The sequence below is a fragment of the Streptomyces sp. NPDC059255 genome (assembly GCF_042752355.1).
Taxonomy (GTDB): domain Bacteria; phylum Actinomycetota; class Actinomycetes; order Streptomycetales; family Streptomycetaceae; genus Streptomyces.
This window is the reverse complement of record NZ_JBHYZP010000004.1, coordinates 1-19,562: the sequence shown is the minus strand read 5'-3', so window position 1 is coordinate 19,562 and position 19,562 is coordinate 1. Positions and strand designations below refer to the sequence as shown.

Here is a 19,562-nt window from a genome sequence, read left to right as displayed (position 1 = left end):
AGGCGGGGGGACTAACCGCCGTGACGAATCTGTCGGCAAATCCGGACAACCTCGTACTAAAGTAAGGGTGTTCGACTGCCGATCAGACAGACCGTCTTTCCACCCGTTGCCCAGCCCCGGGCAGGACCGTCCCTCAGCCCGCGGCCGCCGCGTCGCACTCCTGGCCGCGCAGGGAGCGCGCCATGTCGTCCGCCGCCTCCAGGACCAGCCGGCGCAGCGCCGGGGCCGCGTTCCGGTGCGCCGCGAGCCAGGACTCGGTCGCCTCCAGCGTCGTACGGTCGTCCTGGAGCGCCGGGAACAGCCCCCGCACCACGTACATGCCGATCTGGATCGAACGCTCCGTCCACACCCGCTCGATCGCCGCGAAGTACTTCGCCGCGTACGGCGCCAGCAGCTCGCGCTGACCGGGCCGGGCGAAGCCCGCGATCGTCGCCTCCACCAGCGCGTTCGACAGCGAGTCCGACTCGACGACCTGCGCCCACGCCTGCGCCTTGACCGCCGCGGACGGGCGCGCCGCCAGACAGCGCACCTGGTGGCGCTTGCCCGACGCCGTGTCGTCCCGCGCCAGTTCGGCGTCGATGACCGACTCGTCGGCCTGCCCGTGCGCCGCCAGCGGCTCCAGGAAGGCCCAGCGCAGCTCCTGGTCGACGCTGAGCCCGTCGATCTTCGCCGTGCCCGCCAGCAGGCCCCGCAGGAGCTGGAGGTCCGACTCCGACTCGGCGACCGCCGCGAAGAAGCGCGCCCACGTGAGCTGGTGCTGGCTGCCCGGCTCCGCCGTCCGCAGCTCGCTCAGCGCGCCCTGCGCCAGCAGCAGCGCGCCCTCCTCGCGCCAGGCGGGCGCCGCGTAGTGGGTGAGCGCCGACCGCGCCCACGCGTGCAGCATCTGGAGCACACCGATGTCGGACTCGCGGCCCGCGTGCCGGAACACCAGCCCGATGAAGTCCCGGGCCGGCATGAGCGCGTCCCGGGTGAGGTTCCACAGCGCCGACCAGCACAGGGCGCGCGCCAGCGGATCCGTGAGATCGCCGAGGTGGTCGCGGAGGGTGTCCAGCGACCCGGCGTCGAAGCGGATCTTGCAGTACGTCAGGTCGTCGTCGTTGACGAGGACCAGCTCGGGCCGCTCGGCCCCCGCCAGCTCCTTGACGACCGTACGTGCCCCGTCCACATCGGCCTCGGCGCGCGCGTACCGCACCAGGTCGCCGTCGGCCGTCCGCCGGTACAGCCCGACCGCCACCCGGTGCGGTCGGAGCTGCGGATGCGAGGGGGCCGCGTCCTGCACGACGGCCAGCTCCGTGATCCGGTCCTCGGCGTCACAGGTGAGCTGCGGCGTCAGCGAGTTGACCCCGGCCGTCTCCAGCCAGGCCCGCGACCAGCCCGCCAGCTCCCGCCCGGACGTCTCCGCCAGGACGGCGAGCAGATCGCCCAGCCGGGTGTTGCCGTACGCGTGCCGCTTGAAGTAACGCCGGGCGCCCTCCAGGAACGCGTCCCGTCCGACGTACGCGACGAGCTGCTTCAGCACGGACGCGCCCTTGGCGTACGTGATCCCGTCGAAGTTGAGCTTCGCGTCCTCCAGGTCGCGGATGTCCGCCGTGACCGGGTGCGTGGAGGGCAACTGGTCGGCGCGGTACGCCCAGGACTTGCGGTTGTTGGCGAAGGTGATCCAGCCGTCGGTGAAGCGGGTCGCCTCCACCATCGAGAAGGAGCCCATGAAGTCGGCGAAGGACTCCTTCAGCCACAGGTCGTCCCACCACGTCATCGTGACGAGATCGCCGAACCACATGTGCGCCATCTCGTGCAGGATCACATTGGCCCGGCGCTCGTACGACGCGGAGGTGACCTGGCCGCGGAAGATGTACTCCTCGCGGAAGGTCACCAGCCCCGGGTTCTCCATTGCGCCGAGGTTGTACTCGGGCACGAACGCCTGGTCGTACTTCCCGAAGGGGTACGGGTAGTCGAAGTGGTCGTGGAAGAAGTCCAGCCCCTGCTTGGTGACGAGGAAGACGTCCTCCGCGTCGAAGTACCGGGCCAGCCCCTTGCGGCAGAGCGCGGCCAGCGGGATCTCCAGCACCGTGCCGTCCGCGAACGTACGCCGGTAGGAGTCGGCCACCTCGTGGTACGGACCCGCCAGGACGGCCGTGATGTACGTCGAGATCGGCTTCGTATCCGCGAACCGCCACGTACCGTCGGTGAGCGTCCCCTCCCCGTTGCTCCGTACCGTCCACCCCTCGGGCGCGGTCACCTCGAAGCGGTACGGCGCCTTCAGGTCCGGCTGCTCGAAGTTGGCGAAAACTCGACGGGCGTCGGCGGGCTCGTACTGCGTGTACAGATAGACCTCGCCGTCCTCCGGGTCGACGAAGCGGTGCATTCCTTCGCCCGTACGGCTGTACGCGCACTGGGCGTCCACCGTCAGCTCGTTCTCCGCGAGCAGGTCCTCCAGCGTGATCCGCGCACCGTCGAAGACGGCCGCCGGATCCAGGTCGAGGCCGTTGAGCGTCACCGCCGTCACGCTCGGCGCGATCAGGTCGGCGAAGGACGCCGCGCCCGGCTCGGCGCAGCGGAAGCGGATCGTGGTCACGGAGCGGAAGGTCCGTGGCCCGTCCCCGTCCGTCTCGCCGACCGCCGAACGCAGGTCGAGGGCCACCTCGTACCCGTCTACGGACAGCAGGTCGGCCCGCTCGCGGGCCTCGTCGCGGGACAGGTTCTCACCGGGCACGGGTCTCTCCTCTGTTGCGTGCTTCGTCGCGGGTCTCGCTCTCCGAAACAGCAACGATCCTCGCACGGGCCGCCGACAACGAGGCGGCACGGGGAGCGGGGGAATGACCTCGGCCGTGCGACGCGTTGACGACGTCGAGGTGCGTCCACCCGCCATGGAGGAGAGAAATGTCCGAGAAGACCCCTGTCGACTTCTGGTTCGACCCGGTGTGCCCCTGGGCCTGGATGACCTCCCGCTGGGTCCTCGAAGTGGAGAAGGTCCGTGACATCGAGGTCCGCTGGCACGTGATGAGTCTGGGGGTGCTCAACGAGGACAAACTGGACCAGCTCTCCGAGGCCTACCAGGAGAACATGCGTCCCGGCGGCAAGACCTGGTGGCCGGTCCGGGTGATCGTCGCCGCCCAGCAGCTCCACGGCGACGAGGTCGTCGGGAAGCTGTACACCGCGCTCGGCACGCGCATCCACAACCGGGGTGAGGGGACGAACCGCGAGTCCATCGCCGGGGCCCTGGCGGACGTGGGGCTGCCCGCCGACCTCATCGAGTACGCCGACTCCGACGCGTACGACACCGAGCTGCGCGCCTCCCACAAGGAGGGCATCGACAAGGTCGGCCAGGAGGTCGGCACCCCGGTCATCGCGGTCCCCGGCGCGGACGGCGAGCAGATCGCCTTCTTCGGCCCGGTGGTCACGCCGGCGCCCAAGGGCGAGGAGGCCGCGAAGCTCTGGGACGGCACGCTGATGGTCGCGTCGATTCCGGGCTTCTACGAGATCAAGCGCACCCGCACGGCGCCCCCCAGCTTCGAGTAGCCGCGTACACCGTCCGCGATCACTGTCCACGATCGCCGAAGGGCCCCCGCGAGTCATGTCCTCGCGGGGGCCCTTCGTCCTTCCGTCCGCGCGTGAAGGGTGAGAAGACGATCACGAGCAGGACGTCCATAGGTGCCTACAGCGTCATGGCAGTCGCGCAGTCATGGCAGTCACGGCAGTCACGGCGCGAGCAGGAGGCTGTGGGCGCGCTCCTTGGCGGACGCGTAACGCTTCGCCACGTCCTGCCAGTTCACGACGTTCCACATGGCCTCGATGAAGTCCACCTTCTGGTTCTTGTACTGGAGGTAGAAGGCGTGCTCCCAGGCGTCGAAGACCAGGATCGGCACGGAGCCCTGGCCGACGTTTCCCTGGTGGTCGTAGACCTGCTCCACGATCAGCCGCGCGCCGACCGGCTCGTACGCCAGCACGCCCCAGCCCGAGCCCTGGGTGGTGGCGGCGGCCTTGGTGAGCTGCGCCTTGAAGCCCGCGAAGGAGCCGAAGGACGCGGTGAGGGCGTCCGCCAGCTCACCGACGCCGTCCGCGGCGAGCGGTTCACCGCCGCCGTCGCCCGTCATGTTGTGCCAGTAGATGGAGTGGAGGATGTGGCCGGAGAGGTGGAACGCGAGGTTCTTCTCCAGTCCGTTGACCGCTCCCCACGACTCCTTGTCGCGCGCCTCCGCCAGCTGTTCGAGGGTGTCGTTGGCGCCTTTGACGTAGGCCGCGTGATGCTTGTCGTGGTGCAGCTCGACGATCTGCGGATCGATGACCGGTTCGAGCGCCGCGTAGTCGTACGGCAGCTCGGGAAGTGTGTACACGGCCATGGCGGGCCCCTCCGGCTCTCTTATTGCACATCTTATGCAACTGCACGCTAGCAGCAAGAGGTCCGGAAGGGGGCGCGGGAATCGCCGGCGGTGCGCGGCACACCCCCGGCGCCCCGGGTGCGCGGGTGTGACACCTCCGACAACGCGCTGACCTCCGCTTTGTGGACGGCTGACGGTGATACGCCGGACACGCGTGGGTTACGGTCGGGCTGTCCCCGGCGCCCACCACGGCGCCCCGCCACGCCCACACCCGATCCGCGGAGTCCCCATGAGCACTGCTGCCGCAGCCCCCCCTACCGGAGCGGTTCTCGCCGACCTCCTCCCCGCCAGCCGCACCCGGGACATCGCCCTGGTCCTCGGCGGCGCCGCCCTGACCGGCCTCGCGGCCCAGATCGCCGTGCCCGTCCCCGGCTCCCCGGTCCCGGTGACCGGCCAGACCTTCGCCGCGCTGCTCGTCGGCACCGCGCTCGGCGCCCGCCGCGGTTTCCTCTCCCTCGCCGTCTACACCCTGGTCGGCATGGCCGGGGTCCCCTGGTTCTCGGCGGGCTCCTCGGGCCCCGGCGGCGCCTCCTTCGGCTATGTCCTCGGCATGCTGCTCGCCGCCACGGTGGTGGGCGCCCTGGCCCGCCGCGGCGGCGACCGCTCCGTACTCCGCACCGCAGGGACCATGGTGCTGGGCTCCGCCGTGATCTACGCGGTCGGCGTCCCGTACCTCGCGCTCTCCACCGGGATGTCGCCGGCCGCCGCGCTCTCCGCGGGCCTGGTGCCCTTCCTGCTCGGCGACGCCCTCAAGGCGGCGCTGGCCATGGGCGCGCTGCCCGCCGCCTGGAAGCTCCTCGGCAACAAGGGCTGACGGACGGCAGGAGGTGCCGGGGGGATGCCAGGAGGATGCCAGGGCTCGCCTACACCCCCAGCCCCCGCCCGAACAGGTTCGCCGGGTCGTACTGCGACCGCAGCCCGGCGAGCCTGTCCGCCGTTCCGGCCCCGTGCAGCCCCTCCGCGCGGGCGCCGTCGCCGAACGAGAAGTTGCGCGAGCGCCCCACCGTCAGCGGGGCGAGCGCCCCGAGGACCGGACCGTACAGCGCCCGCAGCGCCGCCCGGTCCGTGCCGGCCAGCGGGGAGAGCACACGGACCAGGAACTCCGCCTCGCGGTGCGGCACGGCGCCGGGCACATCGGGCTCCTTCGCCAGCGCGCCGCCGAGGTGGTTGAGCTGGACGACGCACATCACCGGCGCCGCGGGCCCCGTCGCGGCCAGCAGCTCGCGCACCGTCCCGGCGTCCGGGGTGCGGATCATCGCGCTGTCCCCGTAGTACGCGTGCGGCTGCTCCGGGTCGCTGTGGATGGACGCCGAGTCGGTGTACGGCATCTCCCGCAGGGTGTCCGCCAGGACCGGCCCGAGGGCGCGCAGCGGGGCCACCAGCCGCTCGCCCTCCGCCGCCGTACCGGTGTACGCGACCCGTACGGACACGGTGTACCGGCCGCGCAGGAACTCCGGCACCATCGGCAGATCCGGGAAGACCATCACGCTCACCCCCGACGTCAGGGTGTCGGGCAGGCCCCGGGTCCACTCCAGGTACGCCGCCACGACCTCGTCGGCCCGCGTGCCGGCACCGCTCCCCGAGCAGTCGAAGAGCAGCGAACCGCCGTACAGCCGCGCGACCGGCACCAGGACCGTCTCCACCTCCGTCACCACCCCGAGCCCCGGCCCGCCCCCGCGCAGCGCCCAGAACAGCTCCGGCTCGTCCACCGCGGTCACCCGGCGCGACCGGCCGTCCGCGGTGACGAGGCCGAAGGAGCGTACGTGGTCGGCGGCGTACCCGTACTCCCGGGCCAGCAGCCCGAGTCCGCCGCCCAGGAGGTACGAGACGACGCCGACCCCGGGCGAGGAGCCGTTCAGCGGGGCCAGCCCGTACGGCGCCGCCGCCGCGACGACCCGCGCCCAGCTCACCCCCGCCCCGATCCGCGCCGTGCGCGCCACCGGGTCGATCCGTACGCCGTCCATCCGCCGGGTGGTGATGAGCACACCGCCCTCGATCGCGCCCGCCAGCCCGTGCCCGGTGGCCTGGACGGCGACGGGCAGCCCCCGGGCGGCGGCATGGGCCACCGCGGCCGCCACCTCCCCGGCGTCGGCGGCGCCGACCACCAGCTCGGGGCGGACCGGGAAACCGGTCTGGAAACCGGCGAGTTCGGCGTCGTGACCGCGGTCGCCGGGGCGCAGGACAACGGCGGCGCGAGGGATTTCGGACATGGGTGAGGCTCTCCGCTTCGCTCGGGTGGGACAGATGCGATGCGGAGAGCCTCGACGCGATACCTGACAGGAACCGTCAGCTATTCACCTGGTCACCGGCTGCCACGGGGGCCTCCTTGTCCGACCGCCGCTGCCGCGCCTCGCGCACCAGCGCGACCGCCACGACGAGGGCCGCCACCAGCAGTGAGAGCAGCACCTGCTCCCGCGCCGCCTCGTCGGTGAGCATGTAGACCAGCACGAACGAGATCATCGCGATCGTCGCCCAGGTCAGATACGGGAAGAGCCACATCCGTACGACCAGCTTCTCCGGCGACTCCCGCAGGATGATCGCGCGCATCCGCAGCTGCGTGAAACAGATCACCAGCCAGACGAACAGGGCCACCGCGCCCGACGAGTTCAGCAGGAACGCGAAGACCGTGTCGGGCCACTGGTAGTTGAAGAAGACCGCGACGAAGCCGAAGGCCACCGACGACAGGATCGCCGTCTGCGGCACGCCGCGTCCGGTCGTCCGCGCGAACGACGCGGGCGCGTCCCCGCGCCGGCCGAGCGAGAACGCCATCCGGGACGCCGTGTACAGGCCGGAGTTGAGGCAGGACAGCACCGCCGTGAGCACGATGACGTTCATGACCTGCCCCGCGTGCGGGATCCCGATCGAGTTCAGGGCCGCGACGTACGAGCCGTCCTTGGTGATCGACTTGTCGTTCCAGGGCAGCAGCGTCAGCACGACGAAGATCGAGCCCAGGTAGAAGACGGCGATCCGCCAGATCACGCTGTTGGTCGCCTTGGCGACGGCGCGCTGCGGGTTCGCGGACTCACCGGCGGCCAGCGTGACGATCTCGCTGCCCATGAAGGAGAACACGACCATCAGCACCCCGGTCAGGATCGCGCCGGGCCCCTGGGGGAAGAACCCGCCCGCGTCCGTGAGATGCCCGAATCCGGCACCCGGGTTGTCCGAGCCCGGCAGCAGCCCGAAGACGGCCAGCAGGCCGACGACGACGAATCCGGTGATCGCCACGACCTTGATCCCGGCGAACCAGAACTCGAATTCGCCGAACGACGACACCGACGCCAGATTGGTCCCGGTCAGCACGAGCATCACGATCAGCGCCCACGCCCACTGCGGAACGGCCGGAATCCAGCCCTCCAGGATCTGCGCGCCCGCCGTCGCCTCGACCGCCAGCACCACCACCCAGAAGAACCAGTACAGCCAGCCGATCGAGAAGCCCGCCCAGCGGCCCAGCGCCTGGTCCGCGTAGGCGGAGAAGGAGCCCGAGCTGGGCCGCGCGGCGGCCATCTCGCCCAGCATGCGCATGACGAGCACAACCATCGCGCCGACCAGGGCGTACGAGAGCAGAATGGCCGGTCCGGCGGCCGCGATGCCGGAGGCGGAACCGACGAACAGGCCGGCGCCGATCACACCACCGATCGCGATCATGGACAGGTGCCGGTTCTTGAGACCGGCGTGCAGGCCGTCGGAGGAGTTCGGATTCCCAGGCTCGCTGGGCATTCCGCCTTCCTTCGTGGGGGACGGCAGGGAGGTCATGCGAGAATCCTTACGTCTACTGGTAACCCGAATGACGAGCTCCCGCATTCAAGCGTTCGCCTGGCTGTCGACGGAAGTGGCAATTCCGTATCTTTACCCTGGCCCGGCGCTCCGTAATGGAGCGTTGATCTGGAGCACCGCTACCCATCCGTGCCCCAGCCATGCGCGGGCCCCGTCACGCGTGCCACACTTCGCACCATGCGCGTGTACCTCGGTTCCGACCATGCAGGCTTCGAACTCAAGAACCACCTCGTGGAGTGGCTCACCGCCCAGGGCCACGACCCGGTGGACTGCGGCCCCCACATCTACGACGCCCAGGACGACTACCCGCCGTTCTGCCTGCGCGCCGCGGAGCGCACGGCCGCGGACGCCGACAGCCTCGGCATCGTGATCGGCGGCTCGGGCAACGGCGAGCAGATCGCCGCGAACAAGGTCAAGGGCGTCCGGGCCGTCCTCGCCTGGAGCGAGCAGACGGCCGCGCTCGGCCGCGAGCACAACAACGCCAACGTCATCTCCGTGGGCGGCCGGATGCACACCCAGGACGAGGCGACCAAGTTCGTCGAGACCTTCCTCGCCACCCCGTACTCCGGCGAGGCGCGCCACACGCGCCGCATCGACATGCTCACCGCGTACGAGACGACCCACGAACTGCCGCCGGTCCCGGCCCACCACCCGCAGCCGGAGAAGTAGCTTTTCCCGTGCCGCCGGGACCGACCCGTCCCGGCGGCACAGCCATGCCGCGCCACAGAGGAAGCCGAGGAGCCACCGTGCCCGAGGGGCATACGATCCACCGCCTCGCCGAGGACCATCTCGCCCGCTTCGGCGGCCGGCCGGTACGGGTCTCCAGCCCGCAGGGCAAGTTCTCCGACAGCGCCGCCCTCCTCGACGGTCAGGTGATGACCGGCGTCGACGCGCACGGCAAACACCTCTTCCTCGGCTTCGGAGGAGCGGACGAGCCCGGAGGAACAGGCGAGCCCGGAGGGACAGGCGAGCCCGGCGACGCAGGGGAGCCGGAGCACACCGGGCACACCGGGGCGGCCGGCTGGGGCTGGGTCCATGTACACCTCGGTCTCTTCGGCAAACTCGGCTTCGGTACGGACCCGGCCCCGCCGCCCACCGACACCGTCCGCCTGCGACTGGCCGGCGGCGGCCACTACGCGGACCTGCGCGGCCCCACCACCTGCGCCCTGATCACCGCTCCGGAGAAGCAGGCCGTACACGACCGGCTGGGCCCCGACCCGCTGCGCGTCCGGGACGGCGCCGGTGACGGCCACGGCGAGAAGGCGTGGACCCGGATCTCCCGCTCCCGTACGACCGTCGCCGCCCTGCTCATGGACCAGAAGGTCATCGCGGGCGTCGGCAACGTCTACCGCGCCGAGGTCCTCTTCCGCCACGGCATCGACCCGTACCGGGCCGGCAAGGACCTCACCCGCCGCGAGTGGGACGCGATCTGGGCGGACCTCGTCGCGCTCATGCGCGAGGGAGTACGGCACAACCGCATCGACACCGTCCGCCCCGAGCACACCCCCGAGGCGATGGGCCGCCCGCCGCGCGTCGACGACCACGGCGGCGAGGTGTACGTCTACCGCCGCGCCCGGATGCCCTGCCTGCTCTGCGGCGCCGAGATCCGCACCGCGACGCTCGCCGCCCGCAACCTCTTCTGGTGCCCCGGCTGCCAGCGGAGGTAGCGCCCGCTCAGGAGGGCCGGGCGCTCAGAACCCGTGCGGCAGCCACGGCGCGACGTCCGACCCGAACGCGACCGACGCCGCGTCCAGCGCGCCCGCCCGTACCTCCCGCACCCGCCCCGCGCCCGCCAGCGCGGTCAGGGACGTACCGCCCAGGTAGGCGGCGCTCAGCTCGACCACCGAGAGCACCAGGTCGGGCGCGTCCGCGGTCCGCGCGCAGGTCGCGCCCTTCGCGTCGCCGCTGAGCCGCCAGCGCCCCTCGTTCCAGGGACAGAAGGCGTCCGTCACCTCCAGCACCACATCCACCGGTGTCCGGTACGTCCGGGCCTCCAGCGCCGGGGCCAGCTCCACCGGCCGCAGATACAGGTCGTCCCGTATCCGCAGCGCGCACCGGCGGGGGTCGGAGACCAGATACCGGAACGGATCGTCCACGGGCCGGCTGCGCACCCGTACCGCCGACGTCAGGTCGATCCCGAAGAGGAAACGCCACAGCTCGGCGTAGGCCACCGGGTCGGCCGCATGGAGATCCTGCAGCTCGATCGTGCCCTTCGGGCCCGCCGAGTCCCACTCCGGGCGGTTGTGGAAGAGCGTGAACCCGACCACCTCGCCGTCCCGCTCCGCCAGCACGCACTGGAGCGGGGAGCGGCCGTCGCGCGCCACGCCCGTGCCGACGACGGGCAGCCGCTCCCAGCCGGGGCGGCGGCCGAGCATCCCCGGGCGCCGGGCGACCTCCGCCGCGTACAGCGCCTCGCACGCCTCCCGTACCTCCGGGTCGTCCGGCCGTACCCGGCGCAGACGTATCCCGTCGCCGTGCCCGTCACCGCCCCCGGGCGCCTGGATCCGTACCCGGGACGTGTCGATCTCCGCGGTGAGCGCGTGGCTCGCGACGCCGTAGCCGTACCGTCCGTAGATCACCGGTTCCGACGCCGTCAGCACGGCGAGCGGTTCGCCCCAGGACCGGACGTCGTCGAGCTGGCGCCGCATCATCGAGGTGAGCACCCCGCGCCGCCGGTGCGTGGGCGCGACGCTGACCCGCGTCACGCCCGCCGTGGGCACCTGCGCGCCCCCGGGCACGGAGAGCCGGAAGCTGTACGCCCCGGCCGTGCCCACGCACTCGTCCCCGTCCCAGACACCGATCGCCCGCTCGATCTCGGCCAGATCGCGCAGCAGGTCCGGGTCCCCGACACTTCCCTCGACACCCCCGAACGCGAGCTCCAACGCCCCCTGCCAGGAGTCGTATTCGGACTGGTTCGGCACCCTCAGATCCAGTGTCATATGCCATCAGTACCAGGCCTCGGACGCCGAGGCGACCCGATTTCGAACACAATGTCACGGGGGTCCCCCTGCGCGGCGGCCGGGCGGCTCGGTAGGGTCCACCACGATGGCCAAGGTCGCAAGAGCGGACGCGTACTCGGCCCGGATGCGCAGGAGGCTGCACCGGGCCCGGATCGGTGTGCGCAGATCCGCCGTCGACTACTTCCGCGGTGACGGCTCCGACTGGATCGCGCTCGTCGGGCTCCTGCTGACCGTCCCGGCCATCGCGCTGACCACGATGGCGATACCCGTCTGGTGCGCGCCCTCCGCGCTCGTCCTGCCGATCGTGGCGGGCGGCCTGGTGCTGCGCCCCGCGAGCCTGCTCAGCCTGTACGCGGCGGCCGCGGCCGCGCTGATCGTCGAGTCGATGGTCCTCGGCCCGTACCCGGACGGAGCGGCCACGGTCACGCCGGGCACGGTGCTGGTGGTGGCGGCCTGCGGGCTCTTCGGGCTGCTGATCGCCCAGTTCAGGGCGCGGGTCGGGGTACCCTGGCGGCGCGGCGGGACCATGCTCTTCGACCTGCGCGAACGGATCCGCGTGCAGAGCGCGCTGCCCTGGCTGCCGACGGGATGGCACCGCGAGATGGCGCTCCGCCCGGCGGGCGGCCAGTCCTTCTCCGGCGACTTCGTGGTCGCCGCCAGGACCAACGGCGGACGCACCCTGGAGGTCGTCCTCACCGACGTCTCCGGCAAGGGCATGGACGCCGGATCGCGCGCCCTGCTCCTGTCCGGCGCCTTCGGCGGGCTGCTCGGCTCGCTCCCGCCGGGCGCCTTCCTGCCCGCCGCCAACGGCTATCTGCTCCGCCAGGACTGGGACGAGGGCTTCGCCACCTCGATCCACCTCGTCCTCGACCTGGACTCCGGCGACTACGAGCTGCTCTCCGCCGGGCATCTCCCCGCGCTCCAGCTCCACGCGGGCAGCGGGCGCTGGGAGGAGAAGTCGGGGGAGGGCCCGCTGCTCGGGGTGTACGAAGGGGCCCAGTTCGACCCGGTCAAGGGCTCCCTGCGCCCCGGCGACGTGCTGATGCTCTTCACGGACGGCCTGGTGGAGGCGCCGGGCCGGGATCTGGGCGAGGGCATCGACCGCCTCACCGGCGAGGCCGACCGCTATGTCGTCCCGGGGTTCGACGGCGCGGCCTGGCATCTCATCGAGGCGGTGGCGAAGGACGTGAACGACGACCGCGCCCTGCTCCTGATCTGCAGAGAGGCCGGGCAGACTCCGTCGAGCCCGCCCGGCCTCCCGGCCTGAGCCGGCGTGGTGGTCGTCAGGTAAGCAGGGACATCCGGTAGCGGAACAGGTGTCCGGTAACAGTGCGGGCATCGCCGGTCAGCTCGTCACGGCCGCCTCTGTGTCCATGCCGTCCCGGCTGCCCCGGCCGGCGGCGAGGGACGGGCCACCGGCCCCCGGGGTGCTCCCCGGTCCGTCACCGTCTCCGTCTCCGTCCTGGCGTCCGCCCGGCAGGATCCGGGCGAGCCAGTGCGAGCGGCCGGCGGCCAGCGGGCCGAGGACGGCGAGGAGCAGGACGTACCCCGCGATGAAGGGCGCGAGCCGGCTGTCGAGGCCCGCTCCCGCCGCCATCGTGGCGAGGATCAGCGCGAACTCGCCGCGGGCGAGCAGGGTCGTGGAGATATTGGCGGCCGGTCCCGCGCCGAAGCCGAAGATCTTCGCCGCGCTCACCCCCGCGGCGACGTTCATCACCAGCGTCACGACGACGGCGGCGAGGACGGGCCACAGGACGGTCGGCAGATCACCGGGGTTGATCGACAGGCCGAAGGCGAAGAAGAAGATCGCGCCGAACGCGTCCCGCAGGGGGTGGACGAGCTCCCGGATCCGGTCGCCCGACGTGGTGGCGCCCAGCATCAGGCCGACCATGAACGCGCCGATGGCGTCCGCGACCCCGAACCACTCGGAGACACCGGCCACCAGGACCGCCGCGCCGAGGAAGCTGATGACGAGCAGCTCGTCGTCCTTGGTGTTCATGACCCGGCCGATGACCTTCGTCCCGAACCGGGCGGCCAGGGCGAGCAGCAGCAGGAAGCCGAACGCCTTCCCGCCGTCCATGATCGCCGCCGACGCGCTGTCGGCGCCGGACAGGATCGGCTGGAGCGCGGCGAGGTAGAGGGCCAGGAAGATGTCCTCGACCACGATGATGCCGAGGATGGGCTTCGTCTCGGGGTTGCCGATGCGGCCCATGTCGACGAGCACCTTGGTGACGATCGCCGAGGACGAGATCCCGAGCACACCGGCGAGCACCAGCGCCTCGGAGGTGCCCCAGCCCAGCGCGAAGCCGAAGCCGAGCCCGGCGCCCACGTTCAGCACGAGATAGGCGCCGCCGGCGAGCGCCATCTTCCGGCCGCCCGCCTTGAGGTCGTCGAGGTGGAATTCCAGACCGAGATAGAAGAGCAGCAGCACCAGGCCGAGCGCGGAGAGCATCTCCAGCTCGTGCGGGTCCTTGACCAGCACGATGCCGGGCGTGTGCGGGCCGAGGAGGATCCCGGCCAGGATGAACAGGGGGATCGTGGGCAGACCGATGCGGCCGCCCAGTCGGGCGAGAACGGCGGCGGCCAGGAAGGCGCCACCCATGGCTATGAGGGTCTCTGCGTGTCCGATGGGATCGTTCCTCCGTCGAGATCGAGTCAAGGGTGCGTCAAGAAATCGTCAGTAATTAGTTTACCAAACGATTTACCGAGTAACGGAAGACGGCGGAGGTTCGTCGAGCACAAATCGTCAACAACCGGTATCTATACGTCAATTGGCCGGAATTGATGGAGTGCCGGACCCCCACCCGCGGGAAGGTTGATGGCACGATGGTCCGAGCAGGATGTACGGGGTACGTGGTGTCGCACACGACCCCGCGGGGCTGGGCTAGGCGGACCGACCGAGGGTGTGATCAGTTGTGGCCATCTCACTGTCTGTGGTGCTTCTGTTGGCGGTCATCCTCGTGGTGCTCATCCGCGGTGGCTCGATCAAGGCGGGTCCGGCGATCGTCGCGATCCTCTTCGGCTTCTTCCTCGCGTCCACCAACATGGCGCCGTCGGTCAACCGGTTCCTCAACTCGATAGCCGACACCATCAATCAGATCAGCTTCTGACCGGCCCGCCCGGCCGTGTGGTCCGGCCGGTCCCGTAAAACGCCACCGGCCCGACCGGTGACGTACGCACCTGATCGGGCCGGGGCCGTGGAGCGGGCGACGGGAATCGAACCCGCGTAGCTAGTTTGGAAGACTAGGGCTCTACCATTGAGCTACGCCCGCACAGCATGCGCCGCAGGTCCGCATGACCCGGGCACGCACAACATCGTAGCGGGTCCCGGGCGTTCGCCGCACACCCGTAAAGCGCCGGTCAAGGATGACGGAGGAGCCCCTGCGGGGATGTACCCTTCGTGTCGCACCGACGGGGTGTGGCGCAGCTTGGTAGCGCGTCCGCTTTGGGAGCGGAAGGTCGTCGGTTCGAATCCGGCCACCCCGACCATCGTTCAAGATCACGTCGCCCGGTCACATTGTGGGGCTCTTCCCGCTTGCGGTTACTATGCAAACTGCGTGCCCGTGTGTCTGCAGAGTCTCTGAAGAACCGGGCCGAATCCGCCGGGCCGCGCCGCGTGTGCGGCGAATTCCGGCAGAACCCCAGAATCAGCCACCAAGGAGACCGAACCGTGAAGAGCGCCGTGGAGACCCTGAACCCGACTCGGGTTCGGCTCACTGTCGAGGTGCCCTTCGAGGAGCTCAAGGACAGCCTCGACGCGGCGTACAAGAAGATCAACCAGCAGGTCACGGTGAAGGGCTTCCGCAAGGGCAAGATCCCGGCCCGGATCATCGACCAGCGGTTCGGGCGTGGTGCTGTGCTGGAGGAGGCCGTCAACGACGCCCTCCCGAAGTTCTACACCGACGCGGTCAACGAGGGTGAGCTCAACGTCCTCGGCCAGCCCGACGTCGACATCACGGAGCTGAAGGACGGCGAACTGCTCTCCTTCACCGCCGAGGTGGACGTCCGCCCGGTCATCGAGATCCCGGACTACTCCGGCATCGCGGTCACGGTCGACGCCGTGGAGGTCAGCGACGAGGACGTCGAGAAGGCGGTCGGGGAGCTGCGCGACCGCTTCGCGTCCACCAACCCGGTCGAGCGCGCCGCCGCCGAGGGTGATGTCGTGACGATCGACCTGGAGGCCAAGGTCGACGGCGAGGTCCTGCCCGACGGAGTGGCGAGCGGTGTGCAGTACACCATCGGCTCCGGAGAGCTTCTCGACGGCATCGACGAGGCCGTGACCGGCCTGGAGGCCGGTGGCGAGGCCACCTTCACCTCCGAGCTGAAGGGCGGCACCGCCGAGGGCAAGGCCGCCGAGGTCACCGTCAAGGTGACGCAGGTCGCCGCCCGCGAGCTCCCCGAGCTGGACGACGAGTTCGCGCAGATGGCGAGCGAGTTCGACACCCTCGACGAGCTGAAGGCCGACAGCCGCAAGCGCCTCGAGAGCAGCAAGCAGTACGACCAGGCCACCCAGGCCCAGGAGCGCGTCCTCGACGAGCTGCTGAAGCTCGCCGAGGTGCCGATCCCGGAGAAGCTGCTCGCGGAGGAGATCAACACCCGCAAGCACAACCTGGAGCACCACCAGCTCGGCCAGATGGGCCTCGACCTCGCGAAGTACCTGGAGATCCAGGGCAAGACCGAGGAGGAGTTCGACGCCGAGACCAAGGAGCAGGCGGTCAAGGGCATCAAGACCCAGTTCATCCTCGACGAGCTGGTCAACAAGGAGAAGCTGAACGTCAACCAGGAGGAGCTCACCGAGCACCTCATGCGGCGCGCGCAGTCCTCCGGCATGTCCCCCGACCAGTTCGCGCAGGCCGTCGTCGAGGGCGGCCAGGTGCCGATGCTCGTCGGCGAGGTCGCCCGCGGCAAGGCGCTCGCGGTGGTCGTCGAGGCCGCCACGGTCACCGACACCAACGGCAACCCGGTCGACCTGGAGGACGAGGAGGAGGCGGCCGAGACCGCCGCCGCCGAGGCCACCGAGACGGCCGAGGCCCCTGCGGCGGACGCCGCCGAGGAGAAGACGGCCGACGCCGCCGAGAAGGCCGACAGCGCCGAGAAGGCCGACGACGAGAAGGCCGACGACGAGAAGGCCGACAAGCCCGGCGCCTGAGCGGTCACGCTCTGACCGACGGAACCGACGGATCGGGCCCCGGACGCGACACGCGCCCGGGGCCCGCCCTGTCCGCCCCGCCGGACCCTCGGCCCGCCGGGGCCCCTCCGTGGCCGCCCGGAGCCCCCGTGGCGCCCCCGTGCCCCCGGGGACGGCCGGAGGCCGGGAGAGGGGCCCACAGGCCCGCCCAGGCCCGTACAGGACCCGGTGGCGGCCGCCCGGAGCCTCAACTACCTTGCGCTCCCAGCGAACAGCAACGGAAGCGGGATGGCCCGCGCCGACCAGCGCGTTAGGGTCCATGAATACGAGGGCAGGGGAGTCTCCCGTCCCCGGTACGAAGACGCTGAGACGGCCGCAGCCGTCAGAGACGAGCAGGTGTATACGTGACGAATCTGATGCCTTACGCCGCCGGTGAGCCGTCCCTCGGTGGTGGCCTCGGCGACCAGGTCTACAGCCGGCTGCTCGGAGAGCGGATCATCTTCCTCGGCCAGCAGGTCGACGACGACATCGCGAACAAGATCACGGCCCAGATGCTGCTCCTTGCCGCCGAACCGGACAAGGACATCTTCCTCTACATCAACAGCCCCGGTGGCTCCGTGACGGCCGGCATGGCCGTGTACGACACCATGCAGTACATCCCCAACGACGTGGTCACCATCGGTATGGGCATGGCCGCCTCCATGGGGCAGTTCCTGCTTACCGGCGGCACCGCGGGCAAGCGCTTCGCGCTCCCCAACACCGACATCCTGATGCACCAGGGCTCCGCCGGCATCGGCGGCACCGCCTCGGACATCAAGATCCAGGCGGAGTACCTGCTCCGTACGAAGAAGCGGATGGCGGAGATCACCGCCTTCCACTCCGGCCAGACCGAAGAGACGATCATCCGCGACGGCGACCGCGACCGCTGGTTCACCGTCCAGGAGGCCAAGGACTACGGCCTGATCGACGAGATCATCACCGCGGCCTCGGGCGTTCCGGGCGGCGGCGGCACCGGGGCCTGAAGGCAGGCGCCCCGAGGACACACGCCTTGAGGGCACCCACCCCGACGCCCCTTCCGACCCCGGCCCAGCCCACCGAACGCCACAGGATGGTGAACACGCACATGAACAACTTCCCCACGAGCGGCCTCTACACCGGCCCGCAGGTGGACAACCGTTACGTCGTCCCGCGCTTCGTGGAGCGCACCTCGCAGGGCGTGCGCGAGTACGACCCGTACGCGAAGCTCTTCGAGGAGCGGGTCATCTTCCTCGGCGTGCAGATCGACGACGCCTCCGCCAACGACGTCATGGCGCAGCTCCTGTGCCTGGAGTCGATGGACCCGGACCGCGACATCTCCATCTACATCAACAGCCCCGGCGGTTCGATGACGGCCCTGACGGCCATCTACGACACGATGCAGTTCGTGAAGCCGGACATCCAGACGGTCTGCATGGGCCAGGCCGCCTCGGCCGCCGCCGTGCTGCTCGCCGCCGGCACCCCGGGCAAGCGCCTCGCCCTGCCGAACGCGCGCGTGCTGATCCACCAGCCGTCCAGCCAGACCGGCCGGGAGCAGCTCTCCGACCTGGAGATCGCCGCCAACGAGATCCTCCGGATGCGCGCCCAGCTGGAGGACATGCTGGCCAAGCACTCGACGACGCCGATCGAGAAGGTCCGCGACGACATCGAGCGCGACAAGATCCTGACCGCCGACGACGCGCTCGCGTACGGCCTCGTCGACCAGATCGTGTCGACCCGCAAGACCACGGCCGCAGCGGCCGCCTGACACACCCGGCGCCCTTGGCGCGGCTCGTGACGGTCGCGGGTGATTGCCCGCGACCATGTGAACCGCGCCAAGGGAGGCCCGAACCCGGGCCCGGGCAAGGTACCGTCGGATATGAGGCACAGGAGCCGCTGAACCAAAGCTGCTCCCAGGCGAAGGGGAAGCAACCTCGTGGCACGCATCGGTGATGGTGGCGACCTGCTCAAGTGCTCGTTCTGCGGGAAGAGCCAGAAGCAGGTGAAGAAGCTCATCGCGGGTCCCGGTGTGTACATCTGCGACGAGTGCATCGACCTCTGCAACGAGATCATCGAGGAAGAGCTCGCGGAGACCTCCGAGGTCCGCTGGGAGGAACTGCCCAAGCCACGCGAGATCTACGAGTTCCTCGAGGGGTACGTCGTCGGGCAGGAGCCCGCGAAGAAGGCCCTCTCGGTGGCGGTCTACAACCACTACAAGCGGGTCCAGGCCGGCGAGAACGGCGGCGCGTCCGGCCGTGACGACGCGATCGAGCTGGCGAAGTCCAACATTCTGCTGCTGGGCCCGACCGGCTCCGGCAAGACACTCCTCGCGCAGACGCTGGCGCGCATGCTCAACGTCCCGTTCGCCATCGCCGACGCGACGGCGCTGACGGAGGCCGGCTATGTCGGCGAGGACGTCGAGAACATCCTGCTCAAGCTGATCCAGGCGGCGGACTACGACGTCAAGAAGGCCGAGACCGGGATCATCTACATCGACGAGATCGACAAGGTCGCCCGCAAGAGCGAGAACCCGTCGATCACGCGTGACGTCTCCGGCGAGGGCGTCCAGCAGGCCCTGCTGAAGATCCTGGAGGGCACCACGGCCTCCGTCCCGCCGCAGGGCGGCCGGAAACACCCGCACCAGGAGTTCATCCAGATCGACACGACCAATGTGCTCTTCATCGTGGGCGGCGCCTTCGCCGGCCTGGAGAAGATCATCGAGTCGCGCGCGGGCGCCAAGGGCATCGGCTTCGGCGCCACGATCCGCTCGAAGCGGGAGATCGAGGAGAGCGACCAGTTCCAGGAGGTCATGCCGGAGGACCTGGTGAAGTTCGGGATGATCCCGGAGTTCATCGGCCGTCTCCCGGTCCTCACCTCGGTCCACAACCTGGACCGCGCCGCCCTCCTCCAGATCCTGGTCGAGCCGCGCAACGCACTGGTCAAGCAGTACCAGCGGCTCTTCGAACTCGACGGTGTGGAGCTGGACTTCGACCGCCCGGCCCTGGAGGCCATCGCCGACCAGGCGATCCTGCGCGGCACCGGCGCGCGCGGCCTGCGCGCCATCCTGGAGGAGGTCCTCCAGTCGGTGATGTACGAGGTCCCGTCCCGCAAGGACGTGGCCCGCGTGGTGATCACGGAGGACGTGGTCCACTCCCACGTCAACCCGACCCTGGTCCCGCGCGAGCCGAGGATCGTCAAGAACGACGGCCGCCACGAGAAGTCCGCGTAGCGCACGCCGCGCACGACGAAGGGGCGCCCGGCCGGCAACGATACGGCCGGGCGCCCCATAGTCGTACCCCGGGCCGT

16 protein-coding genes and 2 tRNA genes are annotated in these 19,562 nt (G+C 70.4%); 11 read left to right on the top strand and 7 right to left on the bottom strand.

The window, feature by feature from the left end; genetic code table 11:
- Positions 1 to 133 precede the first annotated feature (133 nt).
- A complete protein-coding gene (gene pepN, locus ACFXKG_RS07375; protein ID WP_384833791.1) occupies positions 134 to 2,713 on the bottom strand; it encodes an aminopeptidase N in 2,580 nt (859 codons plus the stop codon).
- A gap of 167 nt (positions 2,714 to 2,880) precedes the next feature.
- On the opposite strand from pepN, the gene ACFXKG_RS07370 reads away from it, so the two are divergent.
- Positions 2,881 to 3,519, top strand: a complete 639-nt coding sequence (locus ACFXKG_RS07370; protein ID WP_384833789.1) for a DsbA family protein — start codon at positions 2,881 to 2,883, stop codon at positions 3,517 to 3,519.
- Positions 3,520 to 3,698: 179 nt separating this feature from the next.
- Here ACFXKG_RS07370 and ACFXKG_RS07365 read toward each other — a convergent pair whose 3' ends face one another.
- Positions 3,699 to 4,340 carry a superoxide dismutase gene (locus tag ACFXKG_RS07365; protein ID WP_384833786.1) on the bottom strand — a complete coding sequence of 214 codons (642 nt, stop codon included), beginning with the start codon at positions 4,338 to 4,340 and terminating at the stop codon, positions 3,699 to 3,701.
- A 268-nt stretch (positions 4,341 to 4,608) separates the two neighbouring features.
- On the opposite strand from ACFXKG_RS07365, the gene ACFXKG_RS07360 reads away from it, so the two are divergent.
- A complete protein-coding gene (locus ACFXKG_RS07360; RefSeq protein WP_384833783.1) occupies positions 4,609 to 5,193 on the top strand; it encodes a biotin transporter BioY in 585 nt (194 codons plus the stop codon).
- Positions 5,194 to 5,242: 49 nt separating this feature from the next.
- On the opposite strand, the gene ACFXKG_RS07355 is transcribed toward ACFXKG_RS07360, so the two are convergent.
- Positions 5,243 to 6,589 carry an FAD-binding oxidoreductase gene (locus tag ACFXKG_RS07355; protein ID WP_384833780.1) on the bottom strand — a complete coding sequence of 449 codons (1,347 nt, stop codon included), beginning with the start codon at positions 6,587 to 6,589 and terminating at the stop codon, positions 5,243 to 5,245.
- Between the two features lie 76 nt (positions 6,590 to 6,665).
- The gene (locus ACFXKG_RS07350; protein ID WP_384833777.1) at positions 6,666 to 8,096 is read right to left on the bottom strand and encodes an amino acid permease; all 1,431 of its coding nucleotides are present in this window, start codon (positions 8,094 to 8,096) and stop codon (positions 6,666 to 6,668) included.
- 234 nt (positions 8,097 to 8,330) lie between these two features.
- On the opposite strand from ACFXKG_RS07350, the gene ACFXKG_RS07345 reads away from it, so the two are divergent.
- Both ACFXKG_RS07345 and ACFXKG_RS07340 read left to right on the top strand, forming a co-directional pair.
- Complete coding sequence (locus ACFXKG_RS07345; protein WP_384833774.1) at positions 8,331 to 8,822, top strand: ribose-5-phosphate isomerase; 492 nt, start codon at positions 8,331 to 8,333, stop codon at positions 8,820 to 8,822.
- A gap of 77 nt (positions 8,823 to 8,899) precedes the next feature.
- Positions 8,900 to 9,820, top strand: a complete 921-nt coding sequence (locus tag ACFXKG_RS07340; RefSeq protein WP_384833771.1) for an Fpg/Nei family DNA glycosylase — start codon at positions 8,900 to 8,902, stop codon at positions 9,818 to 9,820.
- Positions 9,821 to 9,844: 24 nt separating this feature from the next.
- On the opposite strand, the gene ACFXKG_RS07335 is transcribed toward ACFXKG_RS07340, so the two are convergent.
- Positions 9,845 to 11,092 (bottom strand): GNAT family N-acetyltransferase, encoded by a 1,248-nt coding sequence (locus tag ACFXKG_RS07335; protein WP_384833768.1) that lies wholly within the window; start codon positions 11,090 to 11,092, stop codon positions 9,845 to 9,847.
- A 106-nt stretch (positions 11,093 to 11,198) separates the two neighbouring features.
- Between ACFXKG_RS07335 and ACFXKG_RS07330 the strand changes: the two genes are divergently transcribed.
- Positions 11,199 to 12,380, top strand: coding sequence for a PP2C family protein-serine/threonine phosphatase (locus ACFXKG_RS07330; RefSeq protein ID WP_384833765.1), 1,182 nt, complete (start codon positions 11,199 to 11,201; stop codon positions 12,378 to 12,380).
- Between the two features lie 78 nt (positions 12,381 to 12,458).
- On the opposite strand, the gene ACFXKG_RS07325 is transcribed toward ACFXKG_RS07330, so the two are convergent.
- Positions 12,459 to 13,715 (bottom strand): cation:proton antiporter, encoded by a 1,257-nt coding sequence (locus ACFXKG_RS07325; RefSeq protein ID WP_384833763.1) that lies wholly within the window; start codon positions 13,713 to 13,715, stop codon positions 12,459 to 12,461.
- Between the two features lie 313 nt (positions 13,716 to 14,028).
- Between ACFXKG_RS07325 and ACFXKG_RS07320 the strand changes: the two genes are divergently transcribed.
- A complete protein-coding gene (locus tag ACFXKG_RS07320) occupies positions 14,029 to 14,223 on the top strand; it encodes a hypothetical protein (RefSeq protein WP_365813833.1) in 195 nt (64 codons plus the stop codon).
- An 88-nt stretch (positions 14,224 to 14,311) separates the two neighbouring features.
- Here ACFXKG_RS07320 and ACFXKG_RS07315 read toward each other — a convergent pair.
- Positions 14,312 to 14,385 (bottom strand) — tRNA-Gly (locus ACFXKG_RS07315).
- A gap of 140 nt (positions 14,386 to 14,525) precedes the next feature.
- On the opposite strand from ACFXKG_RS07315, the gene ACFXKG_RS07310 reads away from it, so the two are divergent.
- The 5 genes from ACFXKG_RS07310 (at position 14,526) to clpX (ending at position 19,485) form a co-directional block, all read left to right on the top strand.
- Positions 14,526 to 14,602 (top strand) — tRNA-Pro (locus ACFXKG_RS07310).
- 181 nt (positions 14,603 to 14,783) lie between these two features.
- Positions 14,784 to 16,262, top strand: a complete 1,479-nt coding sequence (gene tig / locus ACFXKG_RS07305) for a trigger factor (protein ID WP_384833759.1) — start codon at positions 14,784 to 14,786, stop codon at positions 16,260 to 16,262.
- Positions 16,263 to 16,657: 395 nt separating this feature from the next.
- Positions 16,658 to 17,263: an ATP-dependent Clp protease proteolytic subunit gene (locus tag ACFXKG_RS07300; RefSeq protein ID WP_329827430.1), complete on the top strand. Its 606-nt coding sequence runs from the start codon at positions 16,658 to 16,660 to the stop codon at positions 17,261 to 17,263.
- Positions 17,264 to 17,349: 86 nt separating this feature from the next.
- On the top strand, positions 17,350 to 18,024 hold the full coding sequence (locus ACFXKG_RS07295; protein ID WP_384833756.1) for an ATP-dependent Clp protease proteolytic subunit: 675 nt from the start codon (positions 17,350 to 17,352) through the stop codon (positions 18,022 to 18,024).
- Positions 18,025 to 18,192: 168 nt separating this feature from the next.
- Positions 18,193 to 19,485, top strand: a complete 1,293-nt coding sequence (clpX, locus tag ACFXKG_RS07290) for an ATP-dependent Clp protease ATP-binding subunit ClpX (protein WP_365813829.1) — start codon at positions 18,193 to 18,195, stop codon at positions 19,483 to 19,485.
- Positions 19,486 to 19,562: the final 77 nt, after the last annotated feature.

Bases quoted from the DNA above. Each gene is read 5' to 3' on its own strand.
- ACFXKG_RS07370 (WP_384833789.1), top strand. From the start codon at position 2,881: ATGTCCGAGAAGACCCCTGTCGACTTCTGGTTCGACCCGGTGTGCCCC.
- ACFXKG_RS07365 (WP_384833786.1), bottom strand. From the start codon at position 4,340: ATGGCCGTGTACACACTTCCCGAGCTGCCGTACGACTACGCGGCGCTC.
- ACFXKG_RS07360 (WP_384833783.1), top strand. From the start codon at position 4,609: ATGAGCACTGCTGCCGCAGCCCCCCCTACCGGAGCGGTTCTCGCCGAC.
- ACFXKG_RS07355 (WP_384833780.1), bottom strand. From the start codon at position 6,589: ATGTCCGAAATCCCTCGCGCCGCCGTTGTCCTGCGCCCCGGCGACCGC.
- ACFXKG_RS07350 (WP_384833777.1), bottom strand. From the start codon at position 8,096: ATGCCCAGCGAGCCTGGGAATCCGAACTCCTCCGACGGCCTGCACGCC.
- ACFXKG_RS07345 (WP_384833774.1), top strand. From the start codon at position 8,331: ATGCGCGTGTACCTCGGTTCCGACCATGCAGGCTTCGAACTCAAGAAC.
- ACFXKG_RS07335 (WP_384833768.1), bottom strand. From the start codon at position 11,092: ATGACACTGGATCTGAGGGTGCCGAACCAGTCCGAATACGACTCCTGG.
- ACFXKG_RS07330 (WP_384833765.1), top strand. From the start codon at position 11,199: ATGGCCAAGGTCGCAAGAGCGGACGCGTACTCGGCCCGGATGCGCAGG.
- ACFXKG_RS07325 (WP_384833763.1), bottom strand. From the start codon at position 13,715: ATGGGTGGCGCCTTCCTGGCCGCCGCCGTTCTCGCCCGACTGGGCGGC.
- ACFXKG_RS07300 (WP_329827430.1), top strand. From the start codon at position 16,658: ATGCCTTACGCCGCCGGTGAGCCGTCCCTCGGTGGTGGCCTCGGCGAC.
- ACFXKG_RS07295 (WP_384833756.1), top strand. From the start codon at position 17,350: ATGGTGAACACGCACATGAACAACTTCCCCACGAGCGGCCTCTACACC.